The organism is Klebsiella sp. GB_Kp047 (assembly GCF_040065235.1).
Classification (GTDB): Bacteria; Pseudomonadota; Gammaproteobacteria; order Enterobacterales; family Enterobacteriaceae; genus Klebsiella; species Klebsiella quasipneumoniae.
This window is the reverse complement of record NZ_JBEAJG010000040.1, coordinates 208,994-234,088: the sequence shown is the minus strand read 5'-3', so window position 1 is coordinate 234,088 and position 25,095 is coordinate 208,994. Positions and strand designations below refer to the sequence as shown.

Sequence of the window (25,095 nt, the reverse complement as noted above, 5' to 3'; positions counted from 1 at the left end):
CGGGTAGGAACAACGAGCAATCCGGGCGGTGACGCCCGGATTTTCGCCTTAGGCGATGGTGACTTTGCCGTCGAGGTAGACATCCTGCACGGCATTGATCAGCTTCACGCCGTCGGCCATCGATTTCTTAAACGCTTTACGGCCAAGGATCAGCCCCATGCCGCCGGCGCGTTTATTGATCACCGCCGTGCGCACCGCGTCGGCAAGGTCGGTCTCCCCGCCCGCCGCGCCGCCGGAGTTAATCAGCCCGGCGCGGCCCATATAGCAGTTGGCCAGCTGGTAGCGCACCAGATCGATAGGGTTATCGCTGGTCAGTTTGCTGTACACCCGGTCGTCGGTATAGCCGAAGTTAACCGCTTTGTAGCCGCCGTTATTCTCCGCCATTTTCTGCTTAACGATATCGGCGCCGATGGTGGCCGCCAGGTGGTTGGCCTGACCGGTCAGGTCAGCGGAAACATGATAGTCGACACCGTCTTTCTTGAAAGCCGAATTGCGCAGATAGGCCCACAGCACGGTGACCAGGCCCAGCTCATGCGCCCGCTCAAAGGCAGCGGAAATCTCTTCTATCTGACGACGCGATTGTTCCGAGCCGAAATAGATCGTCGCGCCCACGGCCACCGCCCCCATATTGAACGCCTGCTCAACGCTGGCGTAGAGGGTCTGGTCGTACTCGGTGGGGTAGCTCAGCGTTTCGTTATGGTTGAGCTTCACCAGGAAAGGAATGCGATGCGCGTAACGGCGCGACACCGAGGCCAGCACGCCGTAGGTCGACGCCACGCAGTTACAGCCGGCTTCGATCGCCAGCTCGACGATATTTTTCGGATCGAAGTACAGCGGGTTGGCGGCGAAGGAGGCCCCCGCCGAGTGCTCCACGCCCTGGTCGACCGGCAGAATGGAAAGGTAGCCGGTCCCCCCCAGACGTCCGGTGTTGTACAGGGTTTGCATATTGCGTAGCACCGCCGGTGGCCGGTTGTTATCCACCATCACCCGATCAACATAATCTGCGCCAGGCAGATACAGCTGGTCGGCCGGAATGGTTATACAACGGTGCTGCAAAAGGCTCTCGGCATCTTTGCCCAGCAACTGCGTAATATCAGTCATAGCAATCTCCCGTAAGGCCGGCCGGAGCCGGCATGCATTATCCCAACCCAATTATTTTGGGCAGGTTAAGCCTGGTACCGACTTAGCCTATTTTCCAGCCGGGAGGGCATTTTTTCAGGAGATTCTGCTGTCCCGTTACGCTGCCATTTACCACCAGGCGTGGAAATGGTGTACCGGTCCGATGCCGTGGCCCACCTCCAGGGAGTCGGCCTGGGCCAGGGCCGCCGACAGCCAGGCCTTGGCCTCGGTAACGGTGGCCGCCCAGTCAGCGTGACGCGGGCGCAGCGCCGCCAGCGCGGCGGAGAGTGTGCAGCCGGTGCCGTGGGTGTTTTTGGTCTGCACTCGCGGCGCGGTAAATCGCTGTTCCCCTTCGCGGGTGAAGAGCCAGTCCGGGCTTTCGGCATCGTCGAGATGGCCGCCTTTCATTAATACTGCGCCGCAGCCCAGCGCCAGCAACGCCCGCCCCTGCTCCAGCATTTCGCGCTCGTTGCGCGCATGGGGGGCGTCAAGCAGAGCGGCCGCTTCCGGCAGGTTTGGAGTGATCAGCGACACCTGCGGCAACAATCGTTGACGCAGGGTCTCCACCGCCGAGGCCGACAGCAGCGGATCGCCGCTTTTCGCCAGCATGACGGTATCCAGCACCACATTGGCCACCCGGTAGCGCGCCAGCCGCTCGGCCACGGCTTCCACAATATCGGTCTCCGCCAGCATGCCGATTTTGGTGGTATCGATGCGCACATCGCTGAATACCGAATCGAGCTGCGCCGCCACAAAGTCCGGTTCAATACGATAGACCGACTGCACGCCGCGGGTATTCTGCGCCACCAGGGCGGTGATCGCCGAGCAGCCATAGGCTCCCAGCGCGGAGAAGGTTTTCAGATCGGCCTGGATACCGGCCCCGCCGCTGGGATCGGTGCCGGCGATGGTCAGGGCGTTGATGCGTTTCATCCCTGCACCTCCTGATACAGCGCGTCGAGAAACGCCGGAATAAAGCTGCCTGGGCCTCCCTGACGGGCGGCGATTTCCCCGGCCTGCTTCATTAGCCCGCAGGCGGCGGCCACGTTTTCCAGCCGGTCGCCCGGCAGCGCCGCGCTCGCCGCCACCACCGCCGACAGCGCGCAGCCGGTGCCCACCACCCGGGTCATCAGCGCACTGCCGCCCGCCACGCTGAGCACCCGCTCGCCGTCGGTGACGTAGTCCACCTCGCCGGTGACCGCCACTACGGTACTCAGCTGACGAGCCAGCGCCTGGGCCGCCGGCAGCGCTGCGGCGGCCGTATCGGTGGTATCCACCCCGCGCCCGCCACCGCTCATCCCGGCCAGCGCCAGAATTTCAGAGGCATTGCTGCGAATGGCCGCCGGCTGCAGGGCCAGCAGCTCGTGACAAAAGGCCGTGCGCACGGTCAGGGCGCCGACCGCTACCGGATCCAGCGTCCAGGGCTTGCCGGCCTGGCGGGCCTGCTCCACTGCGGCGCGCATGGCCACGGCGCGGTCTGCGGTCAGGGTGCCGACGTTGATTAACAGCGCATCGGCGATGGCGGCGAACTGCGCCGCTTCGCGGGGATCGATCACCATCGCCGGCGAGGCGCCGACGGCCAGCAGAACATTGGCGGTAAAGGTCTGCACCACGTCATTGGTCATGCAGTGCACAAGGGGGGAATGGGCGCGCAGCAGATGGCGCAGGTGCGCGACAGGCGCGGGATTCAGCAGCTCAGGCATGGTTTGCTCCCGCCAGACGAGGTAGAAGCAATGACCCTGCGGTCTCTGACTTCCCTACGCTGGCATTATCCAGATCAGGTGGTACGGGTATTTCTCAGCCTTCAACGAAGAAGGGCACCCCGAGTCAAAATAGTGAAATTGTTAAGCGTTGTGGAATTTACCGCAACTCACCGGTTCATACAACAAGCCTTTAACCCTGCATACGATACCATCGCGGCCATCATGCTCATCAAGCGACCGGGCAAGATTGCATTCCGCTGCTGGCGGGCGGAAAATGATGACATCATGAGCTAATTAGCCTACTGAGGATATACGCCATGGCCGTTTATCACCATGCGCTGGTACTGATTAACAGCAGTCAGGACGGCGTCCCGCTGCTCGAGCATGCCGCCAGAATGGCAGAAGAGAACGGCATGCGCATCACCATCGCCCACATCAGCACCGACTACCGGGCGCTGAACTATGTTTCCGACAGCCTGCGCGACGATCAGGTCTCGCAGGAGGTAATCCAGGCCAAAGCCCTGCTCAACGAGCTGGCCTGCACCGTCTCCCTGCCGGTGGATACTCTCTCGCTGGTGACCACTCGCCGGTTTGAAGATGTCGAAGCCTGCATTCGACAGCGGCAGATCGATTTAATTATTGCCGGGCACCATAACAGGCTGCTGGGCGTCCTCTCCTCACACTCGCTGGAGTACATCAACCACTTAACCATAGACGTGCTGATCAAGCACCTGCCCTAGCGCAAGGCGGCCTGTAGCAGGGAAAAACAGTCTTCGATAAGCGGCGGCAGCGCCTGCGGCCCGCGCATCAGGGCCACCGTGCGGGTCAACGCCGGCTGCTGCAGCTGGGCGACCTTGAGCGCCGGGTCCTGCAGATGGGTGGTGTACAGCTCCGGCAGAATCGCCACCGCTAAGCGCGAGCGTACCAGGCCATACAAGGTTTCGATATAGTCCACCTGGTAGCGGGTGGTTAGCGTCAGGCGATGGCTCTCCACTAATGCCGCCACCAGCCGCTGGATATTGCCCTTCGAGAACACGGCAATGTCCCGCCCCACCAGCTGTTTCCACGGCAGATGCGCCTGCGCGGCCAGCGGATCGTCGCGGTGCAGCACCGCCACGAAGGGATCGTCGCGCAGCGGATAGACCAGCAATTCCGCGGGCAGTGAGCTGTCGATCGCCCCGATGCCGAAATCAATCTCGCCACGCTGCAGCGCCAGGATAAGCGCATCGTTGGTCTGATCGTGAAATTCAATGCGCAGGCGGGGAAAGGCCTGGGCCAGGGTCTGCGGCAGCAGAGGAAACAGCAGCGAACTGACCGACGGCACCAGGCCGATGCGCACCGTCCCGTCGCCGCCCGCCTCGACGATCTGCTGCATATCGAAAAAGGCCGCCTGCGCCACGCTGAGGATCCGCTGGGCGTGGGGTAAAATCGCCGCCCCCAGCTCAGTCAGGGTGACCGCCGAAGCGGTGCGGTTGACCAGCTTGCCGCCGAGCACCGTTTCAATCTGCCGCAGGGCGCTGCTCAGCGCCGGCTGGCTAATCGCCAGCCGACTGGCGGTATCGGTAAAATGGCGCAGCTGGGCCAGGGTGACGAAATACTGAAGCTGTTTAAGTGAGAGCGCGGGCAGTCGCTGCCAGGGTTCTTTCATTATCGGGTTCGCTACGGTGGTCCTGCACAATAACCCGAACTTATCGGGTGATAAATTTATTCATCTGGGCAAACGTTTGCTGTGCCCCTAGAGTATCCGCATTATCCTTGTGCCGGAGTGGTTATGTCCAGCAATGCTCAAGTCCGCCGTCGCGCCGTGCAGGCCGCGCGCGGCGAATCCCCGTTTGATCTGCTGCTGGTCGATGCGCAGATCGTCGATATGGCCACGGGCGAAATTCGCCCCGCTGACATCGGTATCGTCGGCGAGATGATCGCCAGCGTCCACCCCCGCGGCAGCCGCGCCGACGCCCATGAAGTGCATTCCCTGGCCGGTAGCTACCTGTCGCCCGGCCTGATGGACACCCATGTGCACCTCGAAAGCTCGCATCTGCCACCCGAGCGCTACGCCGAAATCGTCCTCACCCAGGGCACCACCGCGGTGTTCTGGGATCCGCATGAGCTGGCCAATGTCCTCGGCGTCGAGGGTGTGCGCTACGCGGTAGACGCCAGCCGCCACCTGCCGCTGCAGGTGATGGTCGCCGCGCCGTCGAGCGTCCCCTCCACCCCCGGCCTTGAAATGTCCGGCGCCGATTTCGCCGGCGCGGAAATGGAGACCATGCTCGGCTGGCCGGAAGTGCGCGGCGTGGCGGAAGTGATGGATATGCACGGCGTGCTGCACGGCAGCGAGCGGATGCAGGAGATTGTCCAGGCCGGTCTTAACAGCGGTAAACTGATTGAAGGCCATGCCCGCGGCCTGAGCGGCGCCGACCTGCAGGCCTACCTCGCCGCCGGCGTCACCTCCGATCATGAACTGACCTCGGCGGACGACGCGCTGGAAAAACTGCGCGCCGGACTGACGATCGAGATCCGCGGCTCGCACCCCTATCTGCTGCCGGATATCGTCGCGGCGTTGAAAACGCTGCCGCACCTCTCCTCGCAGATCACCGTCTGCACCGATGACGTGCCGCCGGATATGCTGCTGGAGAAAGGCGGGATCATCGCCCTGCTCAACCTGCTGATCGAGCACGGTTTACCGGCGGTCGACGCGCTGCGTTTCGCCACCCTCAACGCCGCTATTCGTCTGCAGCGCCACGATCTCGGGCTGATTGCCGCCGGGCGACGCGCCGACCTGGTGGTGTTTGACTCCCTGGAAAAACTGGCGGCCCGCGAAGTCTATGTTGGCGGGGAACGGCTGGCCCATGCCGGCCGCCTGCTGAAGCAGATCGCCCCGGCGCCGGGCGTGACGCCGCCGCGCGATACCTTACAGATAGCCCCCCTCGCCGCCGATGACTTTATCCTGCGCATCAAGGGCATTCGCCACGGCGTCGCCCGCCTGCGCCATATCCGCGGCGCGCGCTTCACCCAGTGGGGTGAGGTCGAGGTGCAGATCCGCGACGGCCAGGTCCAGCTGCCCGCCGGCTTCAGCCTGATCTGGGTCAAGCACCGCCACGGCCGCCATCAGGCGACGCCGCAAATCGCCCTGCTTGAAGGCTGGGGCGAGCTGCGCGGCGCCATCGCCACCAGCTACTCCCACGACTCACACAATCTGGTGGTGCTCGGGCGCGATGCTGAGGATATGGCGCTGGCGGCCAACCAGCTTATCGCCTCCGGCGGCGGGATGGCGCTGGCGCAACAGGGCGAGATCCTCGCCCATGTGGCGATGCCGATTGCCGGCATGCTGTCGGATCTGCCGGCCGCCGAGCTGGCGCGTCAGTTCCGCGAGCTGCGCGATCTGAGCAGCAGAGTCGCTGACTGGGAGCCGCCGTACCGGGTCTTCAAGGCTATTGAAGGCACCTGTCTTGCCTGTAACGCCGGGCCGCATTTAACCGATTTGGGTCTCACCGACGGCGGCAGCCGCCAGATAGTCGACCCGTTGATAGCCTGCCGGGAGACCCCGGCGCCAACGCCTCACAACAATAATCCTCAGGGAGCCTGAGCATGGCCGATAACACACTTCACTCTTCCGCCCGCGATAACTGGCTGGAGCGCCGCTTTGCGCTGCGCTCGCGCGGCGGCACGCTACGCACTGAATGCCTGGCCGGGATCACCGGTTTCCTCGCCGCCGCCTATTTACTGGTGGTCATCCCGGGACTGCTGGCGATCGGCGGGATGGACAAAGGCGCCGCGACCACCGGCACCATTCTGGTCTTCGTCGTCGGTTCGCTGCTGATGGCGTTTTACGCCAACCTGCCGTTTATCGTCGGCCCGGGCATTGGCGGCTCGGTGCTGGTAGGGGTCACGCTGGCAGGTAGTGAGGGGATTGGCTGGCAGACAGGCCTCGGGATCGCCTGCTGGTCAGGGGTTCTCTTCTTCCTGCTGACCCGCTTTGGCCTGCGCGAAGTGGTCACCCGCTCGGTGCCACAGTCGATCAAGCTGGGGCTGACGGCCTCCATCGGCCTGTTTGTCGCCGTTCTCGGCTTTCGCAACGCCGGGCTGGTGCTCGCCAATGCGAAAACCAACGCCCTGATGCTCGGCGACTTTCTCGCCCCCGGCGCGCTGGTGGCGCTGTGCGGCCTGTTCCTGGCGATAGCCCTGCAGGCGCGTAAGGTGCCGGGCGCCATTTTGTGGGCCATTCTGTGCGCTACCCTGGTGGGGATCCCGTTCGGCGTGACCAAACTGCCGACGCATTTTATCGATGTCCCCCACTCGCTGGCGCCGGTGCTGGGACAGGTCGACCTGCTGGGGGCGTTAAACATCGCCTTCCTGCCGTTCTTGTTCGTCTTTTTCGCTTCTGAGTTTTTCTCCACCATGGGGACGACGCTGGCGGTGGGCGGCGAGGCAGGTCTGCTGGATGAAGAAGGCAACATGCCGCAGATTAATCGCCCGTTTATGGTCGATTCGATTGCTGCGGCGCTCGGCCCGTGGGTGGGGATTCCGGCGGCAACGGCGCTAATCGAGTCATCTGCGGCAGCGGAAGCCGGCGGCAAAACCGGCCTCACCGCGCTGTCGGCAGCGGTGATGTTCCTGCTGATGCTGCTGTTCACGCCGGTGGCGCTGATGATCCCGAAGGAGGCCACCGCCCCGGCGCTGATCCTGATCGGCCTGAACATGTTCAGCGGCCTGCGCAAAGTGGATCTCGGCAACTTCACCGACGGCCTGCCGGTGCTGATGATGGTGATGATCACCCTCATCGCCAACAGCTTCGGCACCGGTATCGCCGGCGGGCTGCTGTTTTACATTGTGATCAAGGCCATCGCCGGCAAGTGGCGGGAAATCCCGATTGGCCTGTGGGTGCTGGCCGTCCCGCTGGTCTACTACTTCGCGACCTTAGTTAGACATTAAGCCCTTCACAATGTGCTTTCACCTCTTCATATAACAAACGCACCGCGGCAGAGAGCTGCTTGCGGTGCGGACAAATCAGGTTCAACGGCACCATATCCCCCTGGTAACGCGGTAGCAGGCGCCGCAGGCGGCCCGCCCGCAGATCGTCGCTGACGTCGAGCATCGATTTATAGGCAATGCCCTCCCCGGCCACCGCCAGCCGCCGGATCACCTCCGCGTCGTCGCTCATCACCGTGCCGGAGACCTTCTGCTGCTGAACTTCTCCGTCGAGGCTCAGTGACCAGCGGTCGAACGGGCGGCCGCGCAAAATGTAGATCAACGCATTGTGCTGGCCGAGCTCCTGAAGGGTCTGCGGCTCGCCGTGGCGGGCGATCCACTCTGGGGAGGCCACCAGCACCCGACGATTTTCCGGCGCCACCGGCAGCGAAATAAACGAGGCGTCATCGTTATTGCCATAGCGAAACGCGACGTCCACCGGATCTTTAAACACGTCGGTCAGCTGGTCGGAAAAGAGCAGCCGCAGGCGCAGCGCCGGATGGCGTTGCCGAAAGTCGCGGAACAAGGTCAGGAGCAGGTTACGCCCGAGGTCTGACGGCACGGCAATCTGCAGCATGCCGCGAATTTCATCATCCGGGGTCTGGATCTTCTGCAGGCCGGCCTCGAGGGTATCGAGCATCTGGGTGGCATACGGCAGCCAGGTCTCCCCCTCCGGCGTCAGGCGCAGGCTGCGGGTCGAGCGGGCGAACAGGCGAATATTGAGGATCGTCTCCAGACGTTTAATCGCCGCGCTCACCTGCGCCGGCTGCTGCCCCGCCTCGCGCGCGGCGTCGCTAAAACTGCCCAGTGCCGCGGCGCGGACAAATAAGGTCAGATCTTCCAGCCTGAACATGCCGATTCTCCCCTGCTTCAGATTGCTCCCAAAATACGCATCACCGTCGCTGCAACGCAAGCGGCGCAGGACTTGCGCCGTGTTTTGCTTACACTTTTTAAAAATCCAGTGCTTGCCATTTCAGCAACGCATCAGGAATGATACGAGGCTGCTATTTTGAGTCCAGGTAATATTGAGGAAATTATGCGTAAAACAAAAATGATGCTTCTGGGCGTACTCCTTGCCACCGCTGGCGCCAGCTGGACGGCTTCTGCCGCGGGGATCGATCAGTATGCGCTGAAAGAGTTCACCGCCGACTTCACCCAGTTTCACATTGGCGACACCGTTCCGGCGATGTACCTCACCCCGGAATACAACATCAAAGGCTGGCAGCAGCGTAATCTGCCCGCGCCGGACGCCGGCAGCCACTGGACCTATATGGGCGGTAACTACGTGCTGATCACCGACACCGAAGGCAAAATCCTCAAGGTGTACGACGGCGAGATCTTCTATCATCGCTGATCCGCTCAATATCCGCATCCGCCCCGGCGAACCAGCGGACTCTCCGGCGCTGCGCCAGCTCTTCCTGCGGGCGCGCAGTGTGTCGTGGACCTGGCTTCCCTCCACGACGTGGCGGCTGGAAGATTTCGATGCCGCCACCGCGGATGAACAGCTGTGGGTCGCGGAATGCGACGGCCTGCCGGTGGGCTTTGCCGCCGTATGGACCGCCGATAATTTCCTTCACCATCTGTTCGTCGACCCGGACTGGCAGGGCAAACATATCGGCAGCGCGCTGCTGGCGCAGGTCGAACAGACCTTTACCGCCAGCGGGACGCTGAAGTGCCTGATGGAAAATAAAAACGCCCTGCGCTTCTACCAGCGTCACGGCTGGACCATCGAAGCACAGGGCGCCTCGCCCGAGGGCGGATACTGGCTGATGCGCTCGCCGCGGCCTTAAACGGCGCGGAAGGCAATCTCACCCGGGATCACTTCTCCCTGCCAGTACATCTGGGCCGCCACCCGGCCCGCCAGCTGGCGGTAAATGTCGGTAAATTCGCTTTCCGGACGCGCCACCACCGTCGGCGTGCCGTTATCCAGATCTTCCCGCAGCGTAATATGCAGCGGCAGCTGGCCCAGCAGCTGGGTGTGGTATTTCTCGGCCAGTTTTTGCGCGCCGCCGGTGCCGAAGATCGGCTCGTGGTGCCCGCAGTTGCTGCAGATATGCATGCTCATGTTTTCCACGATCCCCAGCACTGGCACTTCCACTTTCTCGAACATCACGATGCCCTTTTTGGCGTCGATCAGCGCGATGTCCTGCGGCGTGGTGACCACCACCGCGCCGGTGACCGGAATGTTCTGCGCCAGCGTCAGTTGAATGTCGCCAGTGCCCGGCGGCATATCCAGCACCAGGTAATCCAGATCCGGCCACAGGGTCTCCTGCAGCATCTGCATCAGCGCCTTGCTGGCCATCGGGCCGCGCCAGACCATGGCGTTGTCGTCAGTCACCAGGTAGCCAATGGAATTGGTGGCCAGCCCGTACTTCATGATCGGCGCCATATGGGTGCCGTCCGGCGAGGTCGGGCGGCTGTCTTCCGCGCCAAGCATGGTGGGAATCGACGGGCCGTAGATATCGGCATCCAGAATGCCCACCTTCGCCCCTTCCGCGGCGAGTGCCAGCGCCAGGTTTACCGCCGTGGAGGATTTACCGACGCCGCCTTTCCCGGAGCTGATGGCGATAATGTTCTTCACGCCGTTGATCCCGGGCTGGTTTTTCACGCGCTTGAGGGTGGCGATGCTGTGGGTCAGCTTCCAGTCGATAGCCTTCGCGCCAGTGATGCGCAGCAGCTCGGCGCTGCACTGCTCTTTCAGCGCTTCGAAGGCGCTGCTCCAGACGAACGGCATCTGCAGCTCAATATGAATGGTATCATCCAGCCAGGCGACATGGTGCAGCGCCTTGAGGGTGGTGAGGTTATGCTTCAGGGTTGGGTGCTGGAAATTGGCCAGCGTCCCGGCGACCATCGCACGTAGGCGCTCGGGGGATTTGGCCTGGGATTGCGAATTCATCCCGACTCCTTTGTTGTTTTGAGATGCTTTCAGTAATCACAGAGTTTATCACAGGTAAGGATTATCCATATATGGGCAGCCATTTATGGCGCACCCACAGCCCTTTTGGTAATATCGGAAGCCCTTTTTACAACAGAAGATGTAATGCTCACTATGACTCAAGTCGCGAAGAAAATTCTGGTAACGTGCGCCCTGCCGTACGCCAACGGCTCCATCCACCTCGGCCACATGCTGGAGCACATCCAGGCTGATGTCTGGGTCCGTTACCAGCGAATGCGCGGCCATGAAGTCAACTTCATCTGCGCCGACGACGCCCACGGCACGCCGATTATGCTCAAGGCGCAACAGCTCGGTATCACTCCGGAGCAGATGATTGGCGAGATGAGTCAGGAGCATCAGACCGATTTTGCCGGCTTCGACATCAGCTACGATAACTATCACTCGACGCATAGCGATGAGAACCGCGAGCTGTCGGAGCTGATCTACACTCGTCTGAAAGAGAACGGTTTTATCAAAAACCGTACCATCTCTCAGCTCTACGATCCGGAAAAAGGCATGTTCCTGCCGGACCGTTTTGTGAAAGGCACCTGTCCGAAGTGTAAATCTCCAGACCAGTACGGCGATAACTGCGAAGTGTGCGGCGCGACTTACAGCCCTACCGAGCTTATCGACCCGAAATCGGTGGTCTCCGGCGCCACGCCGGTGATGCGTGACTCCGAACACTTCTTCTTCGACCTGCCGTCATTCAGCGAAATGCTGCAGGCGTGGACCCGCAGCGGCGCGCTGCAGGAGCAGGTGGCGAACAAAATGCAGGAGTGGTTTGAGTCCGGCCTGCAGCAGTGGGACATCTCCCGCGATGCGCCGTACTTCGGCTTCGAAATTCCGAACGCGCCGGGCAAATACTTCTACGTCTGGCTGGACGCGCCGATCGGCTACATGGGCTCCTTCAAGAACCTATGCGACAAGCGCGGCGACACCACCAGCTTCGACGAATACTGGAAGAAAGACTCCACGGCCGAGCTGTATCACTTTATCGGCAAGGACATCGTCTACTTCCACAGCCTGTTCTGGCCGGCGATGCTGGAAGGCAGCCAGTTCCGTAAGCCGACCAACCTGTTCGTGCACGGCTACGTGACGGTCAACGGCGCGAAGATGTCCAAGTCGCGCGGCACCTTCATCAAGGCCAGCACCTGGCTGAAACACTTTGATGCCGACAGCCTGCGCTACTACTACACCGCCAAGCTCTCTTCGCGCATCGATGACATCGACCTTAACCTGGAAGACTTTATCCAGCGCGTGAATGCCGACATCGTCAACAAGGTGGTTAACCTCGCCTCGCGCAACGCCGGCTTTATCAGCAAGCGTTTTGACGGCGTGCTGGCCGCTGAGCTGGCCGACCCGGCGCTGTACAAAACCTTCACCGACGCGGCGGAAAGCATCGGCGAAGCGTGGGACAGCCGCGAGTTCGGTAAGGCCATCCGCGAAATCATGGCGCTCGCCGACGTGGCCAACCGCTATGTCGATGAGCAGGCGCCGTGGGTGGTGGCGAAACAGGAAGGCCGCGACGCCGACCTGCAGGCCATCTGCACCATGGGTCTGAACATGTTCCGCGTGCTGATGACCTGGCTGAAACCGGTCCTGCCGCAGCTGGCCGCGCGTGCGGAAGCGTTCCTCAACAGCGAGCTGAGCTGGGACGCCATTCAGCAGCCGCTGCTGGCGCATAATGTCAATCCGTTTAAGGCGCTGTACAACCGCATCGAGATGAAACAGGTGGAAGCCCTGGTTGAAGCGTCAAAAGAAGAGGTGAAAGCCGCAGCTGCGCCAGTGACCGGCCCGCTGGCGGACGATCCGATTCAGGACACCATCACCTTTGACGATTTCGCCAAAGTCGATCTGCGCGTGGCGCTGATTGAGAACGCGGAATTTGTTGAAGGCTCCGACAAGCTGCTGCGCCTGACGCTGGATCTTGGCGGCGAGAAGCGTAACGTCTTCTCCGGCATCCGCTCCGCTTATCCGGATCCGCAGCCGCTGATTGGCCGCCTGACGGTGATGGTCGCCAACCTGGCGCCGCGCAAAATGCGCTTCGGTATCTCGGAAGGGATGGTGATGGCCGCCGGCCCTGGCGGGAAGGATATCTTCCTGTTAAGCCCTGACGACGGCGCCAGGCCGGGTCAGCAGGTGAAATAATAAAAAAGCCGGATTAACCATCCGGCTTTTTTTTGCCCGGCGGCGCTGCGCTTGCACGGGCCTACGGGTTATGTAGACCGGGTAAGGCGAAACCGCCACCCGGCAAAAATCACGGTTTCGGGTGATGCACCCGCTGGGTCAGCCCGCGCAGGAAATTGCGCAGAAACTGGTCGCCGCACTCGCGGTAGTTTTTGTGGTCAGGCGATCGCATCATGGCGGTCACTTCCGGCACCGACACGCGGTATTTCTGCTCGCTCATGATCGCCACAATATCGTCCGTTTTCAGCGAGAAGGCGATCCGTAGCTTTTTCAGCACCGTGTTGTTATTCACCCGACGCTCCAGCGCTAACTCCGGCGCCGAATCGTCTTTGCCGCGCTTGTCATAGATAAGGCCGTTGAGGAAACCCGACAGGATAATGTCCGGGCAGCGGACAAAGCCCTCTTCATCCTCTTTCGTGGTCCAGGTGTCGAAGCTGGCGGAGGTGGATTCCATAGCGGATAGCGCAAGAATGCGCACCATATCGTTATTATTGACTTTCAGGGTGTAGCGCAGGCTACGAAGAATATCATTACTGAGCATGAGTGCCTTTTACTGTCGATGATGCAATGGGGCGCAGTGTAGCAGCTTTACAGGCCAATCGCCTCTTTCAGGCTTTTTAAATAGCGTCGGCTCACTGGCACCGTTTGCCCGGCGCGCATTAGCAGCTCCGCCTGACCATTCTCCTCCAGGCGAATCTCCTTCAGGTGCGCCATATTCACCAGATACTGGCGATGGCAGCGCAGCAGCGGCGTGCGGCTCTCAAGGGTGCGCAGGGTCAGCTCGGTAAACCCTTCCTTGCCCTCGCGGTCGGTCACGTAGATGCCGCTCATCCGGCTGCTGACGAAGGCTACATCCTCCATCTGCAGCAGCCAGATACGGCTGTGACCGGTACAGGGTATGTATTTCAGCGTCTGCTGAGCATCATCCAGCAGCGACACATCCTGCAGATTACGCTCCTGGCGCAGGCGGGCGAGGGTTTTCTCCAGCCGCGCAGCTTCAATCGGCTTGAGCAGATAGTCAAAAGCATGCTCCTCAAAGGCTTTCACCGCGTATTCATCAAAGGCGGTGAGAAACACAATATAGGGGCGGTGCTCCGGGTCGAGCATCCCGACCATCTCCAGACCGCTGATGCGCGGCATCTGGATGTCGAGAAACAACACGTCGGGACGCAGTTTATGTACCGCGCCAATCGCCTCCACCGCGTTGCCGCACTCGCCGACGATCTCGATATCGCGCTGTGTCTCCAGCAATATACGCAGGTTTTCCCGCGCCAGCGGCTCATCATCGACGATCAATACTCTCAGCATGCATTCTCCTCCAGGGGCAGACGTAGGGTGACACGGGTAAAGCGCTCCGGCTCGCAGGTGACGCTGATGCCGCAGTCGGCGCCAAAACGCGCCCGCAGCCGCCTGTCCACCAGATTCATCCCCAGCCCGCTGGCCTGAGGGTTGGCCTGGTACAGCCCGGCGTTATCTTCGATATCCAGCTGCAGCCAGCGATCGTCCTGGCTGGCGCGAATGGTAATTTCGCCGACGCCTAGATGCTGCGATGTGCCATGCTTAATGGCGTTCTCCACGATCGGCTGCAGGGTAAAGGCCGGCAGCTGGTGGTGCGCCAGCCCTTCCGGCACCGCCATCTGGATCTGCAGGTTAGCCTGAAAGCGGGCCTTCTCAATCTGCAGATAGGCGTTAACATGCTCTATCTCATCGGCGAGGGTGACGATTTCCGTCGGCCGCTTCAGGTTCTTGCGAAAGAAGGTCGACAGATACTGCACTAGCTGGCCGGCCTGCTCGCTGTCGCGACGGATCACCGCCTTCAGGGTGTTGAGCGCGTTAAACAGGAAGTGCGGGTTAACCTGGGCATGCAGGAGCTTGATTTCGGATTGCGTCAGCAGCGCCTTCTGCCGCTCGTACTGCCCGGCGAGGATCTGCGCCGACAGCAGCTGAGCAATACCCTCTCCGAGGGTGCGGTTGATCGAACTGAACAGACGGTTTTTCGCCTCATACAGTTTGATGGTGCCGATCACCCGCTGGTTCTCACCGCGTAAGGGGATCACCAGCGTCGATCCCAGCTTACAGTGCGGATGAATCGAGCAGCGGTAGGGCACCTCGTTGCCGTCGGCATACACCACCTCCCCGGTCTCAATCGCCCGTTGCGTATACGACGAGGAGATAGGTTTGCCCGGCAGATGGTGGTCGTCGCCGATGCCGGTAAACGCCAGCAGCTTGTCGCGATCGGTGATCGCCACCGCGCCGATATCCAGCTCCTGGATAAGCACCTGGGCCACCTTCATGCTGTTCTCTTCGTTGAACCCCTGACGCAGGATCCCCTCGGTGGACGCCGCCACCTTCAGCGCCGTGGCGGAAAAAGCGGAGGTGTACTTCTCGAACATCGCCCGCTTGTCCAGCAGAATGCGCATAAACAGCGCCGCACCGACGGTATTGGTCACCATCATCGGCGCGGCAATGCTCTGCACCAGATGCAGGGCGTCCTGGAACGGGCGGGCAATCAGCAGAATGATCATCATCTGCACCAGCTCGGCCACGAAGGTGATCGCCCCGGCGGTGAGCGGGCTAAAGACTTTGTCCGGCCGGCCGCGTTTGACCAGCACGCTGTGCACCAGACCGCCCAGTAGCCCCTCGACGATGGTGGAGACCATGCAGCTTAAGGCGGTCATCCCCCCCAGCGAGTAGCGGTGCAGGCCGCCGGTCAGCCCCACCAGCCCGCCGACCACCGGGCCGCCGAGCAGGCCGCCCATCACGGCGCCGATGGCGCGGGTATTGGCGATAGAGTCTTCGATATGCAGACCAAAATAGGTCCCCATAATGCAGAAAATGGAGAAGGTGACGTAGCACAGCAGCTTGTGCGGCAGGCGAACGGTGACTTGCATCAGGGGGATAAACAGTCGGGTTTTGCTCATCAACCACGCGATGACCAAAAATACGCACATCTGCTGAAGCAGCAGCAACACCAGATCAAACTCGTACATACCCGCAAACCACACATTTCAGAAAGCGCGTACCATACCCTGACTGGCGAAAACTTTCTTTGAAGCCCTGCATAAAAATGAAAAATGACGGGCAGGATCACACTTTTTTGCGGCGCGTTGCTCAGCCAAAGCGGCAAAAAGCCCGGCGCGGCGCGCTAAACCGCAATTAATGTTTCATTAACACCTGCGCTTCACCGTATAATCCCCCTGTTAACATCAGGAGCCTATTATGAAGCCAGCGAAAATCGCGGTCGTCACTCTCTTCTTACTTATGGCCATCGGCGGGATCAGCGGCGTAATGCTGGCCGGCTATTCCTTTATTGTGCGTGGCGGTGTCGGCTGATCCAGCGGGTCAGACGCTCAAACGCGCGGTCGACAATGAGCGCCGCCAGCGCCACCAGTAGCGCCCCCTGCACAATATAGGCGGTATTAAACCCGCTCAGGCCGATGATGATCGGCGTCCCAAGCGTATTGGCCCCCACCGTCGAGGCTATCGTCGCGGTACCAATATTGACGATGACCGAGGTGCGGATCCCCGCCAGGATCACCGGGGCCGCCAGCGGCAGCTCCACCTTATACAGACGCTGCCAGCCGGTCATTCCCATCCCTTCTGCCACATCTGACACGCCCGACGGTATCGAGCCCAGCCCGGCCAGCGTCCCCTGCAGCACCGGCAGTATGCCATACAGCGCGAGGGCGATCAGCGCCGGCAGCCAGCCAAAGCCCAGCACCGGTACCGCCATCGCCAGCACCGCCACCGGCGGAAAGGTCTGCCCGATAGCGGCGATGGTCTCCGCCAGCGGACGAAACGCGCTGCCCGCGGGCCGGGTAACCGCCACCCCTGCCCCCAGCCCGACGGCGATTGCCGCGAGGCTGGATACCACTACCAGCCAGCCGTGATCGAGAGTGAGCGCCCAGAAGCTCTCCTGCTGGTAAACCGGCCGCGGCAGCTCCGGAAACAGCCGGCTGAACAGCGGCGCGCTGTAGGGTAGCCCCATCAGCAGGCCGATGAACAGCGCGATAAGCCACCACAACGGCTCACGAAGCGCCTTCATGGCTCGCCTCCTGGCGCAGCAGATCGGCAAAATGCAGCGTGCCGCAGGGCTGCCCCTCGGCATCCACCACCGGCAGCGCCTCGCAGCGCCGGGCGACAAACTGCGATAGCGCTTCCCGCAGGGTCATGGTGACGGTCAGCCCCTCGCCCGCCAGCCGCTCGTCGGGGCGCAGATAGTCCCGCACCTCACGCAGCGACAGCAGGCGCACGCCCAGCTCGCTGCGGCCAAAAAAGGTCTGCACAAAGCTATTCTCTGGCCGCAGGAGCATCGCCAGCGGCGCCCCCTGCTGGACCACCTCGCCACCATCCATCAGCACCAGGTGGTCCGCCAGACGTAGCGCTTCGTCAATATCATGGGTCACCAGGACAATCGTCCGCCCCAGCAGGCGGTGAATGCGCAGCATCTCCTGCTGCAGCGCCTCGCGGGTCACCGGGTCGAGGGCGCCGAAGGGTTCATCCATCAGCAGCACCTCCGGGTCTGCCGCCAGCGCCCGCGCCACCCCGACCCGCTGCTGTTGGCCGCCGGAAAGCTGATGGGGGTAGCGGTCGCGCAGCGTCGCCTCCAGCCCCAGCAGCGCCATCAGCTCGTCGACCCGGTCGGCGATCCTCGCCCGCGGCCATTTTTGCAGCTGCGGCACGGTGGCGATATTCTGCGCCACCGTCCAGTGGGGAAACAGGCCGATAGACTGGATGGCATAGCCCATCCGTCGCCGCAGGGTCAGGAGCGGCTGCTGGCGGATGTCTTCGCCGGCAAAGCGAATCATGCCCCGGTCCGGCTCCAGCAGGCGGTTGATCATTTTCAGCGTCGTCGACTTGCCCGAGCCGGAGGTCCCCACCAGCACCGAAAAGGCGCCTTCGCGCAGCTCCAGGGTCAGGTCCTTCACCGCCGGGTGGCCGGCAAACGCTTTGCTGACCCCTTGAAATTCAATCATTGGCCTCTCCTTTTAGCCAGGCGCCCCACAGCGCGAACAGAGCATCCACCACCACCGCCAGGGCAATGGTCGGCACCACGCCCAGCAGCACCAGATCCAGCGCGCTGCTCAGCAGCCCCTGAAATACCAGCGCGCCAAAGCCGCCGGCGCCGATCAGCGCCGCCACCACCGCCATGCCGACGGTTTGCACGCTGACCACCCGCAGGCTGCGCAGCAGCACCGGCATCGCCAGCGGGAGCTGCACCTGACGAAAGCGCTGCCCGGCGCTCATGCCCATCGCCGTCGCGCTCTCCAGCGCATCCTGCGGCACCTGCTGCAGGCCGGTCACCACCCCGCGCACCAGCGGCAACAGCGCATACAACGTCAGGGCAATCAGGGCCGGCGCCACGCCGGTCCCGGAGACGCCCAGCTCGCCCAGCGCCGGAAAATAGCGCGCCACACCGGCAAGCGGGGCAATCAGCAGGCCGAACAGCGCCACCGACGGGATAGTCTGGATCACATTGAGCACGGTGAAGGCCGGCGCCTGCCAGCGCGGACGCCGCCAGAGCCATACCCCCAGCGGCAGGCCGATCAGCAGGCCCGGCAGCAGGGTGCCAAACAGCAGAAGCAGATGCTGGCGCAGAGCGTCGTCAAACACCTCCTGGCGGTTGGCATACTCTTTCAGCAGCGAGAGCTGATCGAGCGCCCCGGCGGCGAGCAGGATGATGGGCAGAAGCCAGACTTGCGCATTGAGCAGCCAGCGCCATAGCGGCCGGGCGGTAAGATGACGAATGGCCTCGCTGGCCAGCAGCAGGCAGAGCGCCAGCGACAGCCACAGGCCGCTGCCGGGCGAGGTGCGCGCCAGCGGCGAGCCGTGCCGGGAGAGCTCAAGCGCCGCCTGGCCGCTGCCCCAGATAAGCAGCGGGAAGAGCAGTTCGGCCAGCAGCAGATGGAGAAGCGGCGCGACCCTGCCCGGCAGCCAGCAGAGCAGGATCCCGGCGAGGGCTGCCGCCAGCTGAACGCCGGCGAGCCAGGGCATCACCTGCCACAGCCCGCGCCCTTCCCCGGAGAGTAAGCGATTCGGCGCGTAAGTGATAAACGGCAGCGCCAGCGTAACCAGCAGCAGGCCTGTCAGCAGCAGGCCGACGCGGTGAGTACAGCGAATGGTCACCGGTGGCTTACTTCAGCAGGCCTTTCTGCTGCAGATAATCTGCCGCCACGCGCTTCGCATCCTGGCCTTCCACCGCGATGCGGGCGTTAAGCTGCTGCAGGGTCTTTTCATCGAGGCTGGCGAAGACCGGCTTCAGCCAGTCGGCGATCTGCGGGTAGGCTTTCAGCACCGTCTCGCGCACCACCGGCGTTGGGGCGTAAATCGGCTGCACGCCCTGCGGGTCGCTCAACGTCTGTAATCCCAGGGCCGCCACCGGGCCGTCGGTGCCGTAGGCCATCGCCGCGTTGACACCGGAGGTCTGCTGCGCCGCCGCTTTGATGGTCACCGCCGTATCGCCCCCGGCCAGCGACAGCAGCTGGTTCTGGTTGAGTTTAAAGTCATACGCTTTTTCAAACGCCGGCAGCGCGTCCGGGCGTTCAATAAACTCCGCCGAGGCCGCCAGCTTAAATTCGCCGCCCTGCTGCAGATAGCGGCTGAGGTCGGCCAGCGAAGTCAGGTGATTTTTCTCCGCCAGCTCCTGACGCACGGCGATGGTCCAGGTGTTGTTAGCCGGCGCCGGGGTAAGCCATACCAGCTGATGTTTCTCCTGATCCAGGCGCTTCACCTTCTCATAGCCCTGCTGGGCATTCTTCCATGCCGGGTCGTTTTCATCTTTAAAGAAAAAAGCGCCATTGCCGGTATATTCCGGGTAGATATCCAGCTCGCCGGCGACAATCGCCCCGCGCACCACCGGCGTGGTGCCGAGCTGGATTTTGTTAATCGTTTTGACGCCGTGGCTTTCCAGCACCTGCTGGATCATATTACCCAGCAGCGCCCCTTCGGTATCAATTTTCGAGCCGACCTTCACCGGCTCCGCCGCCTGCAGCGGCACACTTATCAGGGCGGCCAGCGCCAGCGCGCCGGACCATTTCGTCGCCATCTTCATCCCGCATCCCTCAGTTCTTTTGCGCTTCGCTTACAGAAGCTTAAGAGAAAAGCGTAGTCCATTTGCCAGCGATACGAAAAAGAAAAGGCCGATTAATCGGCCTTTTAAGTGTGACGTTGGGCTTAAGGGCTATGCCTTACAACAGCTCAAACTCGCTCTGCTTCACGCGGGCGGAGTCCACGCCGATAAAGACATTGAATTTGCCCGGCTCAGCGACGTATTTCATCTGCTGGTTCCAGAACTTCAGCGCGTCGACGTCGATCGGGAAGCTGACGGTTTGCGTTTCGCCCGGCTTGAGGTTGACCTTTTTAAAGCCGCGCAGCATTTTCACCGGCCGGCTCATGGAGGCAGTGACGTCCTGCAGATACAGCTGAATGACCGTCGCCCCTTCGCGTTTTCCGGTATTGGTCACCTGCACGCTGGCGGTCACGCTGCCGTCGCGCGGCAGGGTGGCCGACGACATGGTGACATCGGAGACGCTAAAGGTGGTATAGCTCAGGCCGTAGCCAAACGGGTACAGCGGGCCGTTGGCTTCATCGAAGTAGCGCGAGGTGTACTTGTTCGGCTTCTCCGGATTATACGGACGACCGGTATTCAGGTGACTGTAGTAGGTTGGGATCTGCCCCACCGAGCGCGGGAAGGACATCGGCAGCTTGCCCGACGGGTTATAGTCGCCAAACAGCACGTCGGCGATGGCATGCCCGCCTTCGGTGCCGGCAAACCAGGTCTCCAGCAGCGCGTCGGCTTGCTGATCCTCTTTCACCAGCGCCAGCGGACGGCCGTTCATCAGCACCAGCACCAGCGGTTTGCCGGTGGCCTTGAGGGCGGCAATCAGGTTGCGCTGGCTCTGCGGCAGGGTGATGTCGGTCCGGCTGGAGGCCTCATGGGCCATGCCCTGCGCCTCGCCCACTACGGCAACCACCACGTCGGATTGCTTCGCCGCCGCGACGGCTTCGTCGATCATTTCCTGCGGCGAGCGCGGGTCAACCTGCACCGCGTTCTCATACAGGTTAAGGAAATCGACAATGCCTTTGTCGTCGGTAACGTTCGCCCCTTTGGCGTAAATCACTTTGCCGTTATCGCCCAGCGCTTCTTTGATGCCGGTCAGGACGGTCACCGACTGGTCGGCCACGCCCGCTGCCGACCAGCTGCCCATCATGTCGCGTTTGCTGTCCGCCAGCGCGCCCACCACCGCGATAGTGCCGGATTTTTTCAGCGGCAGCGTATCAAGCCGGTTTTTCAGCAGCACCAGGCTCTCGCGGGCGACTTCCCGCGCCTCTTTACGATGCAGACGGCTTTCTGCGTTGGTGTCCTGCGGGTCAGAATCTTTTGGCCCCAGGTGGCTGTACGGATCGTTGAACAGCCCCATATCATATTTGACGTTAAGCACGTGACGGGTGGCGTCATCCAGCTCGGCCATGGTCACTTTGCCGGACTTCACCAGCCCCGGCAGGTACTTGCTGTAATACTCGTCGCTCATGCTCATGTTGATGCCGGACTTGAGCGCCACGCGCACCGCGTCTTCCGGGTCGGAGGCCACGCCGTGCTTGATCAGCTCTTTAATGGCGCCGTGGTCGGAGACCGTGATGCCTTTAAAGCCCCACTGGTCGCGCAGGACATCTTTCAGCAGCCAGGAATCGGCGGTCGCCGGGGTGCCGTTCAGCGAATTCAGAGCCACCATCACCGCGCCGCTGCCGGCATCCAGCCCGGCTTTATACGGCGGCATATAGTCGTTGAACAGGCGCTGCGGGCTCATGTCGACCGTGTTGTACTCTTTCCCGCCCTCCACCGCGCCGTAGGCGGCGAAGTGCTTGACGCTGGTCATCACCGAATAGCGGTCCGCCGGGCTCTTGCCCTGCATCGACTCCACCATCGCCTGGCCCATCATCGTGGTCAGATAGGTGTCTTCCCCGAACCCTTCGGAAGCGCGTCCCCAGCGCGGGTCGCGGGAGACGTCGACCATCGGCGCCCAGGTCATGTTCAGGCCGTCATCGGCGGCTTCATAAGCTGACACCCGGCCCACGGTCTTCACCGCGTCAAGGTTAAACGACGAGGCCAGGCCGAGGCTTATCGGGAAGACGGTGCGCTGGCCGTGCAGCACATCGTAGGCAAAGAACAGCGGGATTTTCAGGCGGCTGAGCTGCATCACCTGATCCTGCATAACGCGGATATCCGGGCGGGTAACGGTATTAAAAATCGCCCCCACCTGACCGTTTTTGATCATTTCACGGATCGCCTCTTTGGGGTTATCCGGGCCGACGCTTATCAGACGCAGCTGGCCGATTTTCTCGTCTACGGTCATTTTTTTCAGCAGGTCGGTGACAAAAGCATCCCGCGCCTGCGGGGTCAGGGGGTGGTTACCAAACAGTTCATCCGCCAGCGCGGGTTGCAGCGCCAGACTCACGGCGACGCCTACAGTGCAGAGCCATTTCATTGTTATCTCGCTTTTTCTCAGACGGGGACTCGGTAAAACATAATAAAAACCGCAGTTTGCCATATATATAAACAACGCGCCCGCAGAATGCTAAGGTTCTTCTCTGATTTTTGCGAAACATTCATGCATCAAATTGTCATACAAAGCGCTATGCTTATCCTCGATATTTCGCGCACCACCACAAGGAGTGGAACATGTCATCTGCACCCACTAACACCAATAAAACGTTTCTGGCTGACCTCGCGCGCCTGGTTGGCCCTTCGCATCTGCTGACCGACCCGGCAAAAACCCAGCGCTACCGCAAAGGCTTCCGCTCCGGTCAGGGCGAGGCGCTGGCGGTTGTCTTTCCCGGCACCCTTTTGGAACTCTGGCGCGTGCTCAACGCCTGCGTCGACGCCGATAAAATCATTCTGATGCAGGCGGCCAACACCGGCCTGACCGAAGGCTCCACCCCCAACGGCAATGATTACGATCGCGAGATCGTGATTATCAGCACTCTGCGCCTGGATAAACTGCATCTGCTGGACAAAGGCGAGCAGGTGCTGGCCTGGCCCGGCACCACGCTCTACTCACTGGAAAAAGCGCTGAAACCGCTGGGGCGCGAGCCGCACTCAGTGATCGGCTCATCGTGCATCGGCGCGTCGGTGATCGGCGGGATCTGCAATAACTCCGGCGGTTCCCTGGTGCAGCGCGGGCCGGCCTACACCGAGATGTCGCTGTTCGCACAGATTGACGCCGACGGCAAGCTGAAGCTGGTCAACCATCTGGGCATCGATCTCGGCAGTACGCCGGAGCAGATCCTCAGCCGACTCGACGACGAGCGGATCAGCGATAGCGATGTGCTGCACGATGGCCGCCACGCCCACGATCACGACTATGTTACCCGCGTGCGCGATGTCGATGCCGACACCCCGGCACGCTACAACGCTGACCCGGACCGCCTGTTCGAATCCTCCGGCTGCGCCGGCAAGCTGGCGGTTTTCGCCGTGCGTCTCGATACCTTCCCGGCGGAAAAGCGCCAGCAGGTGTTTTACATTGGCACGAACCAGCCGCAGGTATTGACCGAGATCCGCCGCCATATCCTCGCCGAGTTCCAGCATCTGCCGGTGGCCGGGGAATATATGCACCGCGATATTTACGATATCGCCGAGAAGTATGGCAAAGACACCTTCCTGATGATCGACAAGCTCGGCACCGACAAAATGCCGTTCTTCTTCACCATGAAGGGGCGCACCGACGCGATGCTGGAGAAAGTGTCGCTGTTTAAACCGCACTTTACCGACCGCTTTATGCAGAAGCTCGGCCACGTCTTCCCGGCGCATTTACCGGAGCGGATGAAAACCTGGCGCGACAAATATGAACACCATCTGCTGCTGAAGATGGCCGGCGACGGCATCGAAGAAGCACAGCGCTGGCTGACGGAATACTTCCAGCAGGCCGAGGGAGATTTCTTCGCCTGTACGCCAGAAGAAGGCAGCAAGGCATTCCTCCACCGCTTTGCCGCCGCCGGCGCGGCGATCCGCTATCAGGCGGTGCATGCCGACGAAGTCGAAGATATTCTGGCGCTGGATATCGCCCTGCGCCGCAACGATACCGAGTGGTTCGAACATCTGCCCCCGGAGATCGACAGCCAGCTGGTGCACAAGCTCTACTATGGCCACTTTATGTGTCATGTGTTCCATCAGGATTACATCGTCAAGAAAGGAGTCGATGCCCATGCGCTGAAGGAGCAGATGCTGGAGTTGCTGAAAGCGCGCGGCGCCCAGTACCCGGCGGAGCATAACGTGGGTCATCTGTATGAAGCGCCGGAGAGCCTGCAGCAGTTCTATCGCCAGAACGATCCGACCAACAGCATGAACCCGGGGATTGGTAAAACCAGCAAGCAAAAATACTGGGGTGAAGCGGCCCCGGCGCCGGTCTCCCCGGCGGATCCGCAATAATCGGCGGCAGGACTATTCAGCCTGGCGCTTCTGTATTACGCTGCACGCCGGAGAATGTCTCTCCGGCAGATTCAGGAGCGCCGCCATGCCCGCAGAGGCCCCGTTACTCGACAGTGATTTAGAAATTCGTGAAGCGCTGCCCGACGATGCGCACGCCATCGCCGCGCTGTATGTCTGGCACGTGCTTAATGGCCGCGCCTCCTTCGAAGAGATCCCCCCCACCGTTGACGAAATGCGTAAACGGATCCAGACCGTGCGCGATAACGGGCTGCCCTGGCTGGTCGCGCTGTGGCGCGGGGCTATCGTCGGCTACTGCTACGCCACTTTCTATCGCCCGCGCCCGGCCTATCGCTATACCCTCGAGGAATCGATCTACGTGGAATCCGGAATGGGCGGGCGCGGCATCGGCAGCGCGCTGCTGTCGCGGCTGATCGCCGAATGCGAGAAAGGCCCGTGGCGGCAGATGCTGGCGATCATCGGCGATGGCCATAACAATGCCGGCTCGCTGGCGATCCATAAAAAGTTCGGTTTTACCGTGGCGGGTCAGCTGCGCAGCGTCGGCTATAAGATGGGCGACTGGCGGGATACGTTGATTATGCAGCGCGCGCTGGGTGACGGCGACTGGACGCTCCCGGAGTAATATTCGGCGTCAAATCCCCGGCTCGCGGCGTAAACGCCTCAGCCGGGCTACCGTTCAGCGCGGTTCCCCAGGCCGGATAAGGCGTCAGCCACCATCCGCCACTCGGCCTGATTGCCCGGCGGCG

General features: G+C 61.8%; 23 protein-coding genes and 1 riboswitch. Of the genes, 9 read left to right on the top strand and 14 right to left on the bottom strand.

What is annotated here, in order from left to right:
* Positions 1–48: 48 nt before the first annotated feature.
* The 3 genes from fbaB to thiM form a co-directional block, all read right to left on the bottom strand.
* Complete coding sequence (fbaB, locus tag ABLV76_RS20120) at positions 49–1,101, bottom strand: class I fructose-bisphosphate aldolase (RefSeq protein ID WP_004201578.1); 1,053 nt, start codon at positions 1,099–1,101, stop codon at positions 49–51.
* 147 nt (positions 1,102–1,248) lie between these two features.
* Positions 1,249–2,049 (bottom strand): bifunctional hydroxymethylpyrimidine kinase/phosphomethylpyrimidine kinase, encoded by an 801-nt coding sequence (gene thiD, locus ABLV76_RS20115; protein WP_009307429.1) that lies wholly within the window; start codon positions 2,047–2,049, stop codon positions 1,249–1,251.
* Positions 2,046–2,819 (bottom strand): hydroxyethylthiazole kinase, encoded by a 774-nt coding sequence (thiM, locus tag ABLV76_RS20110; protein WP_323108504.1) that lies wholly within the window; start codon positions 2,817–2,819, stop codon positions 2,046–2,048. Before thiM ends, thiD begins: the two co-directional genes overlap by 4 nt.
* A 34-nt stretch (positions 2,820–2,853) precedes the next feature.
* Positions 2,854–2,951, bottom strand: a riboswitch (TPP riboswitch).
* A 185-nt stretch (positions 2,952–3,136) separates the two neighbouring features.
* Between thiM and ABLV76_RS20105 the strand changes: the two genes are divergently transcribed.
* Entirely contained in the window at positions 3,137–3,559 is a 423-nt protein-coding gene (locus ABLV76_RS20105) for a universal stress protein (protein ID WP_017899346.1), read from the top strand.
* Here ABLV76_RS20105 and ABLV76_RS20100 read toward each other — a convergent pair.
* On the bottom strand, positions 3,556–4,470 hold the full coding sequence (locus tag ABLV76_RS20100; RefSeq protein WP_025999155.1) for a LysR family transcriptional regulator: 915 nt from the start codon (positions 4,468–4,470) through the stop codon (positions 3,556–3,558). The two genes, ABLV76_RS20105 and ABLV76_RS20100, sit on opposite strands and share 4 nt — an antisense overlap.
* A gap of 120 nt (positions 4,471–4,590) precedes the next feature.
* Between ABLV76_RS20100 and ABLV76_RS20095 the strand changes: the two genes are divergently transcribed.
* Both ABLV76_RS20095 and ABLV76_RS20090 read left to right on the top strand, forming a co-directional pair.
* Complete coding sequence (locus tag ABLV76_RS20095; RefSeq protein ID WP_323108505.1) at positions 4,591–6,402, top strand: adenine deaminase C-terminal domain-containing protein; 1,812 nt, start codon at positions 4,591–4,593, stop codon at positions 6,400–6,402.
* A 2-nt stretch (positions 6,403–6,404) separates the two neighbouring features.
* Positions 6,405–7,748: an NCS2 family permease gene (locus ABLV76_RS20090; RefSeq protein ID WP_023318729.1), complete on the top strand. Its 1,344-nt coding sequence runs from the start codon at positions 6,405–6,407 to the stop codon at positions 7,746–7,748.
* On the opposite strand, the gene ABLV76_RS20085 is transcribed toward ABLV76_RS20090, so the two are convergent.
* On the bottom strand, positions 7,738–8,637 hold the full coding sequence (locus ABLV76_RS20085) for a LysR family transcriptional regulator (RefSeq protein WP_004201589.1): 900 nt from the start codon (positions 8,635–8,637) through the stop codon (positions 7,738–7,740). The two genes, ABLV76_RS20090 and ABLV76_RS20085, sit on opposite strands and share 11 nt — an antisense overlap.
* Positions 8,638–8,820: 183 nt before the next feature.
* On the opposite strand from ABLV76_RS20085, the gene ABLV76_RS20080 reads away from it, so the two are divergent.
* Both ABLV76_RS20080 and ABLV76_RS20075 read left to right on the top strand, forming a co-directional pair.
* Positions 8,821–9,138: an RcnB family protein gene (locus tag ABLV76_RS20080; protein ID WP_004201590.1), complete on the top strand. Its 318-nt coding sequence runs from the start codon at positions 8,821–8,823 to the stop codon at positions 9,136–9,138.
* Positions 9,128–9,574 (top strand): GNAT family N-acetyltransferase, encoded by a 447-nt coding sequence (locus ABLV76_RS20075; protein ID WP_180234416.1) that lies wholly within the window; start codon positions 9,128–9,130, stop codon positions 9,572–9,574. Before ABLV76_RS20080 ends, ABLV76_RS20075 begins: the two co-directional genes overlap by 11 nt.
* On the opposite strand, the gene apbC is transcribed toward ABLV76_RS20075, so the two are convergent.
* A complete protein-coding gene (apbC, locus tag ABLV76_RS20070) occupies positions 9,571–10,680 on the bottom strand; it encodes an iron-sulfur cluster carrier protein ApbC (RefSeq protein ID WP_004201592.1) in 1,110 nt (369 codons plus the stop codon). The genes ABLV76_RS20075 and apbC overlap by 4 nt on opposite strands.
* A 153-nt stretch (positions 10,681–10,833) precedes the next feature.
* On the opposite strand from apbC, the gene metG reads away from it, so the two are divergent.
* Positions 10,834–12,867 carry a methionine--tRNA ligase gene (metG, locus tag ABLV76_RS20065; RefSeq protein ID WP_064183496.1) on the top strand — a complete coding sequence of 678 codons (2,034 nt, stop codon included), beginning with the start codon at positions 10,834–10,836 and terminating at the stop codon, positions 12,865–12,867.
* A 109-nt stretch (positions 12,868–12,976) separates the two neighbouring features.
* On the opposite strand, the gene ABLV76_RS20060 is transcribed toward metG, so the two are convergent.
* The 3 genes from ABLV76_RS20060 to ABLV76_RS20050 are packed head-to-tail and all read right to left on the bottom strand — an operon-like array spanning position 12,977 to position 15,896.
* Positions 12,977–13,447: a DUF1456 family protein gene (locus tag ABLV76_RS20060; RefSeq protein WP_017899341.1), complete on the bottom strand. Its 471-nt coding sequence runs from the start codon at positions 13,445–13,447 to the stop codon at positions 12,977–12,979.
* A 47-nt stretch (positions 13,448–13,494) separates the two neighbouring features.
* Entirely contained in the window at positions 13,495–14,214 is a 720-nt protein-coding gene (btsR, locus tag ABLV76_RS20055; protein WP_004144215.1) for a two-component system response regulator BtsR, read from the bottom strand.
* Positions 14,208–15,896: a sensor histidine kinase gene (locus ABLV76_RS20050; protein ID WP_004201596.1), complete on the bottom strand. Its 1,689-nt coding sequence runs from the start codon at positions 15,894–15,896 to the stop codon at positions 14,208–14,210. Before ABLV76_RS20050 ends, btsR begins: the two co-directional genes overlap by 7 nt.
* Positions 15,897–16,125: 229 nt before the next feature.
* Between ABLV76_RS20050 and ABLV76_RS20045 the strand changes: the two genes are divergently transcribed.
* Entirely contained in the window at positions 16,126–16,239 is a 114-nt protein-coding gene (locus tag ABLV76_RS20045) for a protein YohO (RefSeq protein WP_002912762.1), read from the top strand.
* On the opposite strand, the gene ABLV76_RS20040 is transcribed toward ABLV76_RS20045, so the two are convergent.
* The 5 genes from ABLV76_RS20040 to bglX form a co-directional block, all read right to left on the bottom strand.
* Positions 16,214–16,951, bottom strand: coding sequence for an ABC transporter permease (locus tag ABLV76_RS20040; protein ID WP_348878435.1), 738 nt, complete (start codon positions 16,949–16,951; stop codon positions 16,214–16,216). The genes ABLV76_RS20045 and ABLV76_RS20040 overlap by 26 nt on opposite strands.
* Positions 16,935–17,882: an ABC transporter ATP-binding protein gene (locus ABLV76_RS20035; RefSeq protein ID WP_048295203.1), complete on the bottom strand. Its 948-nt coding sequence runs from the start codon at positions 17,880–17,882 to the stop codon at positions 16,935–16,937. Before ABLV76_RS20035 ends, ABLV76_RS20040 begins: the two co-directional genes overlap by 17 nt.
* Complete coding sequence (locus tag ABLV76_RS20030) at positions 17,875–19,032, bottom strand: ABC transporter permease (RefSeq protein WP_032456398.1); 1,158 nt, start codon at positions 19,030–19,032, stop codon at positions 17,875–17,877. Before ABLV76_RS20030 ends, ABLV76_RS20035 begins: the two co-directional genes overlap by 8 nt.
* 7 nt (positions 19,033–19,039) lie before the next feature.
* Positions 19,040–19,957 carry an ABC transporter substrate-binding protein gene (locus ABLV76_RS20025; protein ID WP_004201600.1) on the bottom strand — a complete coding sequence of 306 codons (918 nt, stop codon included), beginning with the start codon at positions 19,955–19,957 and terminating at the stop codon, positions 19,040–19,042.
* 136 nt (positions 19,958–20,093) lie between these two features.
* The gene (gene bglX / locus ABLV76_RS20020) at positions 20,094–22,391 is read right to left on the bottom strand and encodes a beta-glucosidase BglX (RefSeq protein WP_004201601.1); all 2,298 of its coding nucleotides are present in this window, start codon (positions 22,389–22,391) and stop codon (positions 20,094–20,096) included.
* A 194-nt stretch (positions 22,392–22,585) separates the two neighbouring features.
* On the opposite strand from bglX, the gene dld reads away from it, so the two are divergent.
* Both dld and ABLV76_RS20010 read left to right on the top strand, forming a co-directional pair.
* Positions 22,586–24,331 carry a D-lactate dehydrogenase gene (gene dld, locus ABLV76_RS20015; RefSeq protein WP_004201602.1) on the top strand — a complete coding sequence of 582 codons (1,746 nt, stop codon included), beginning with the start codon at positions 22,586–22,588 and terminating at the stop codon, positions 24,329–24,331.
* Positions 24,332–24,416: 85 nt separating this feature from the next.
* Positions 24,417–24,971, top strand: a complete 555-nt coding sequence (locus tag ABLV76_RS20010; protein WP_002912829.1) for a GNAT family N-acetyltransferase — start codon at positions 24,417–24,419, stop codon at positions 24,969–24,971.
* The last annotated feature ends 124 nt before the right edge of the window (positions 24,972–25,095 follow it).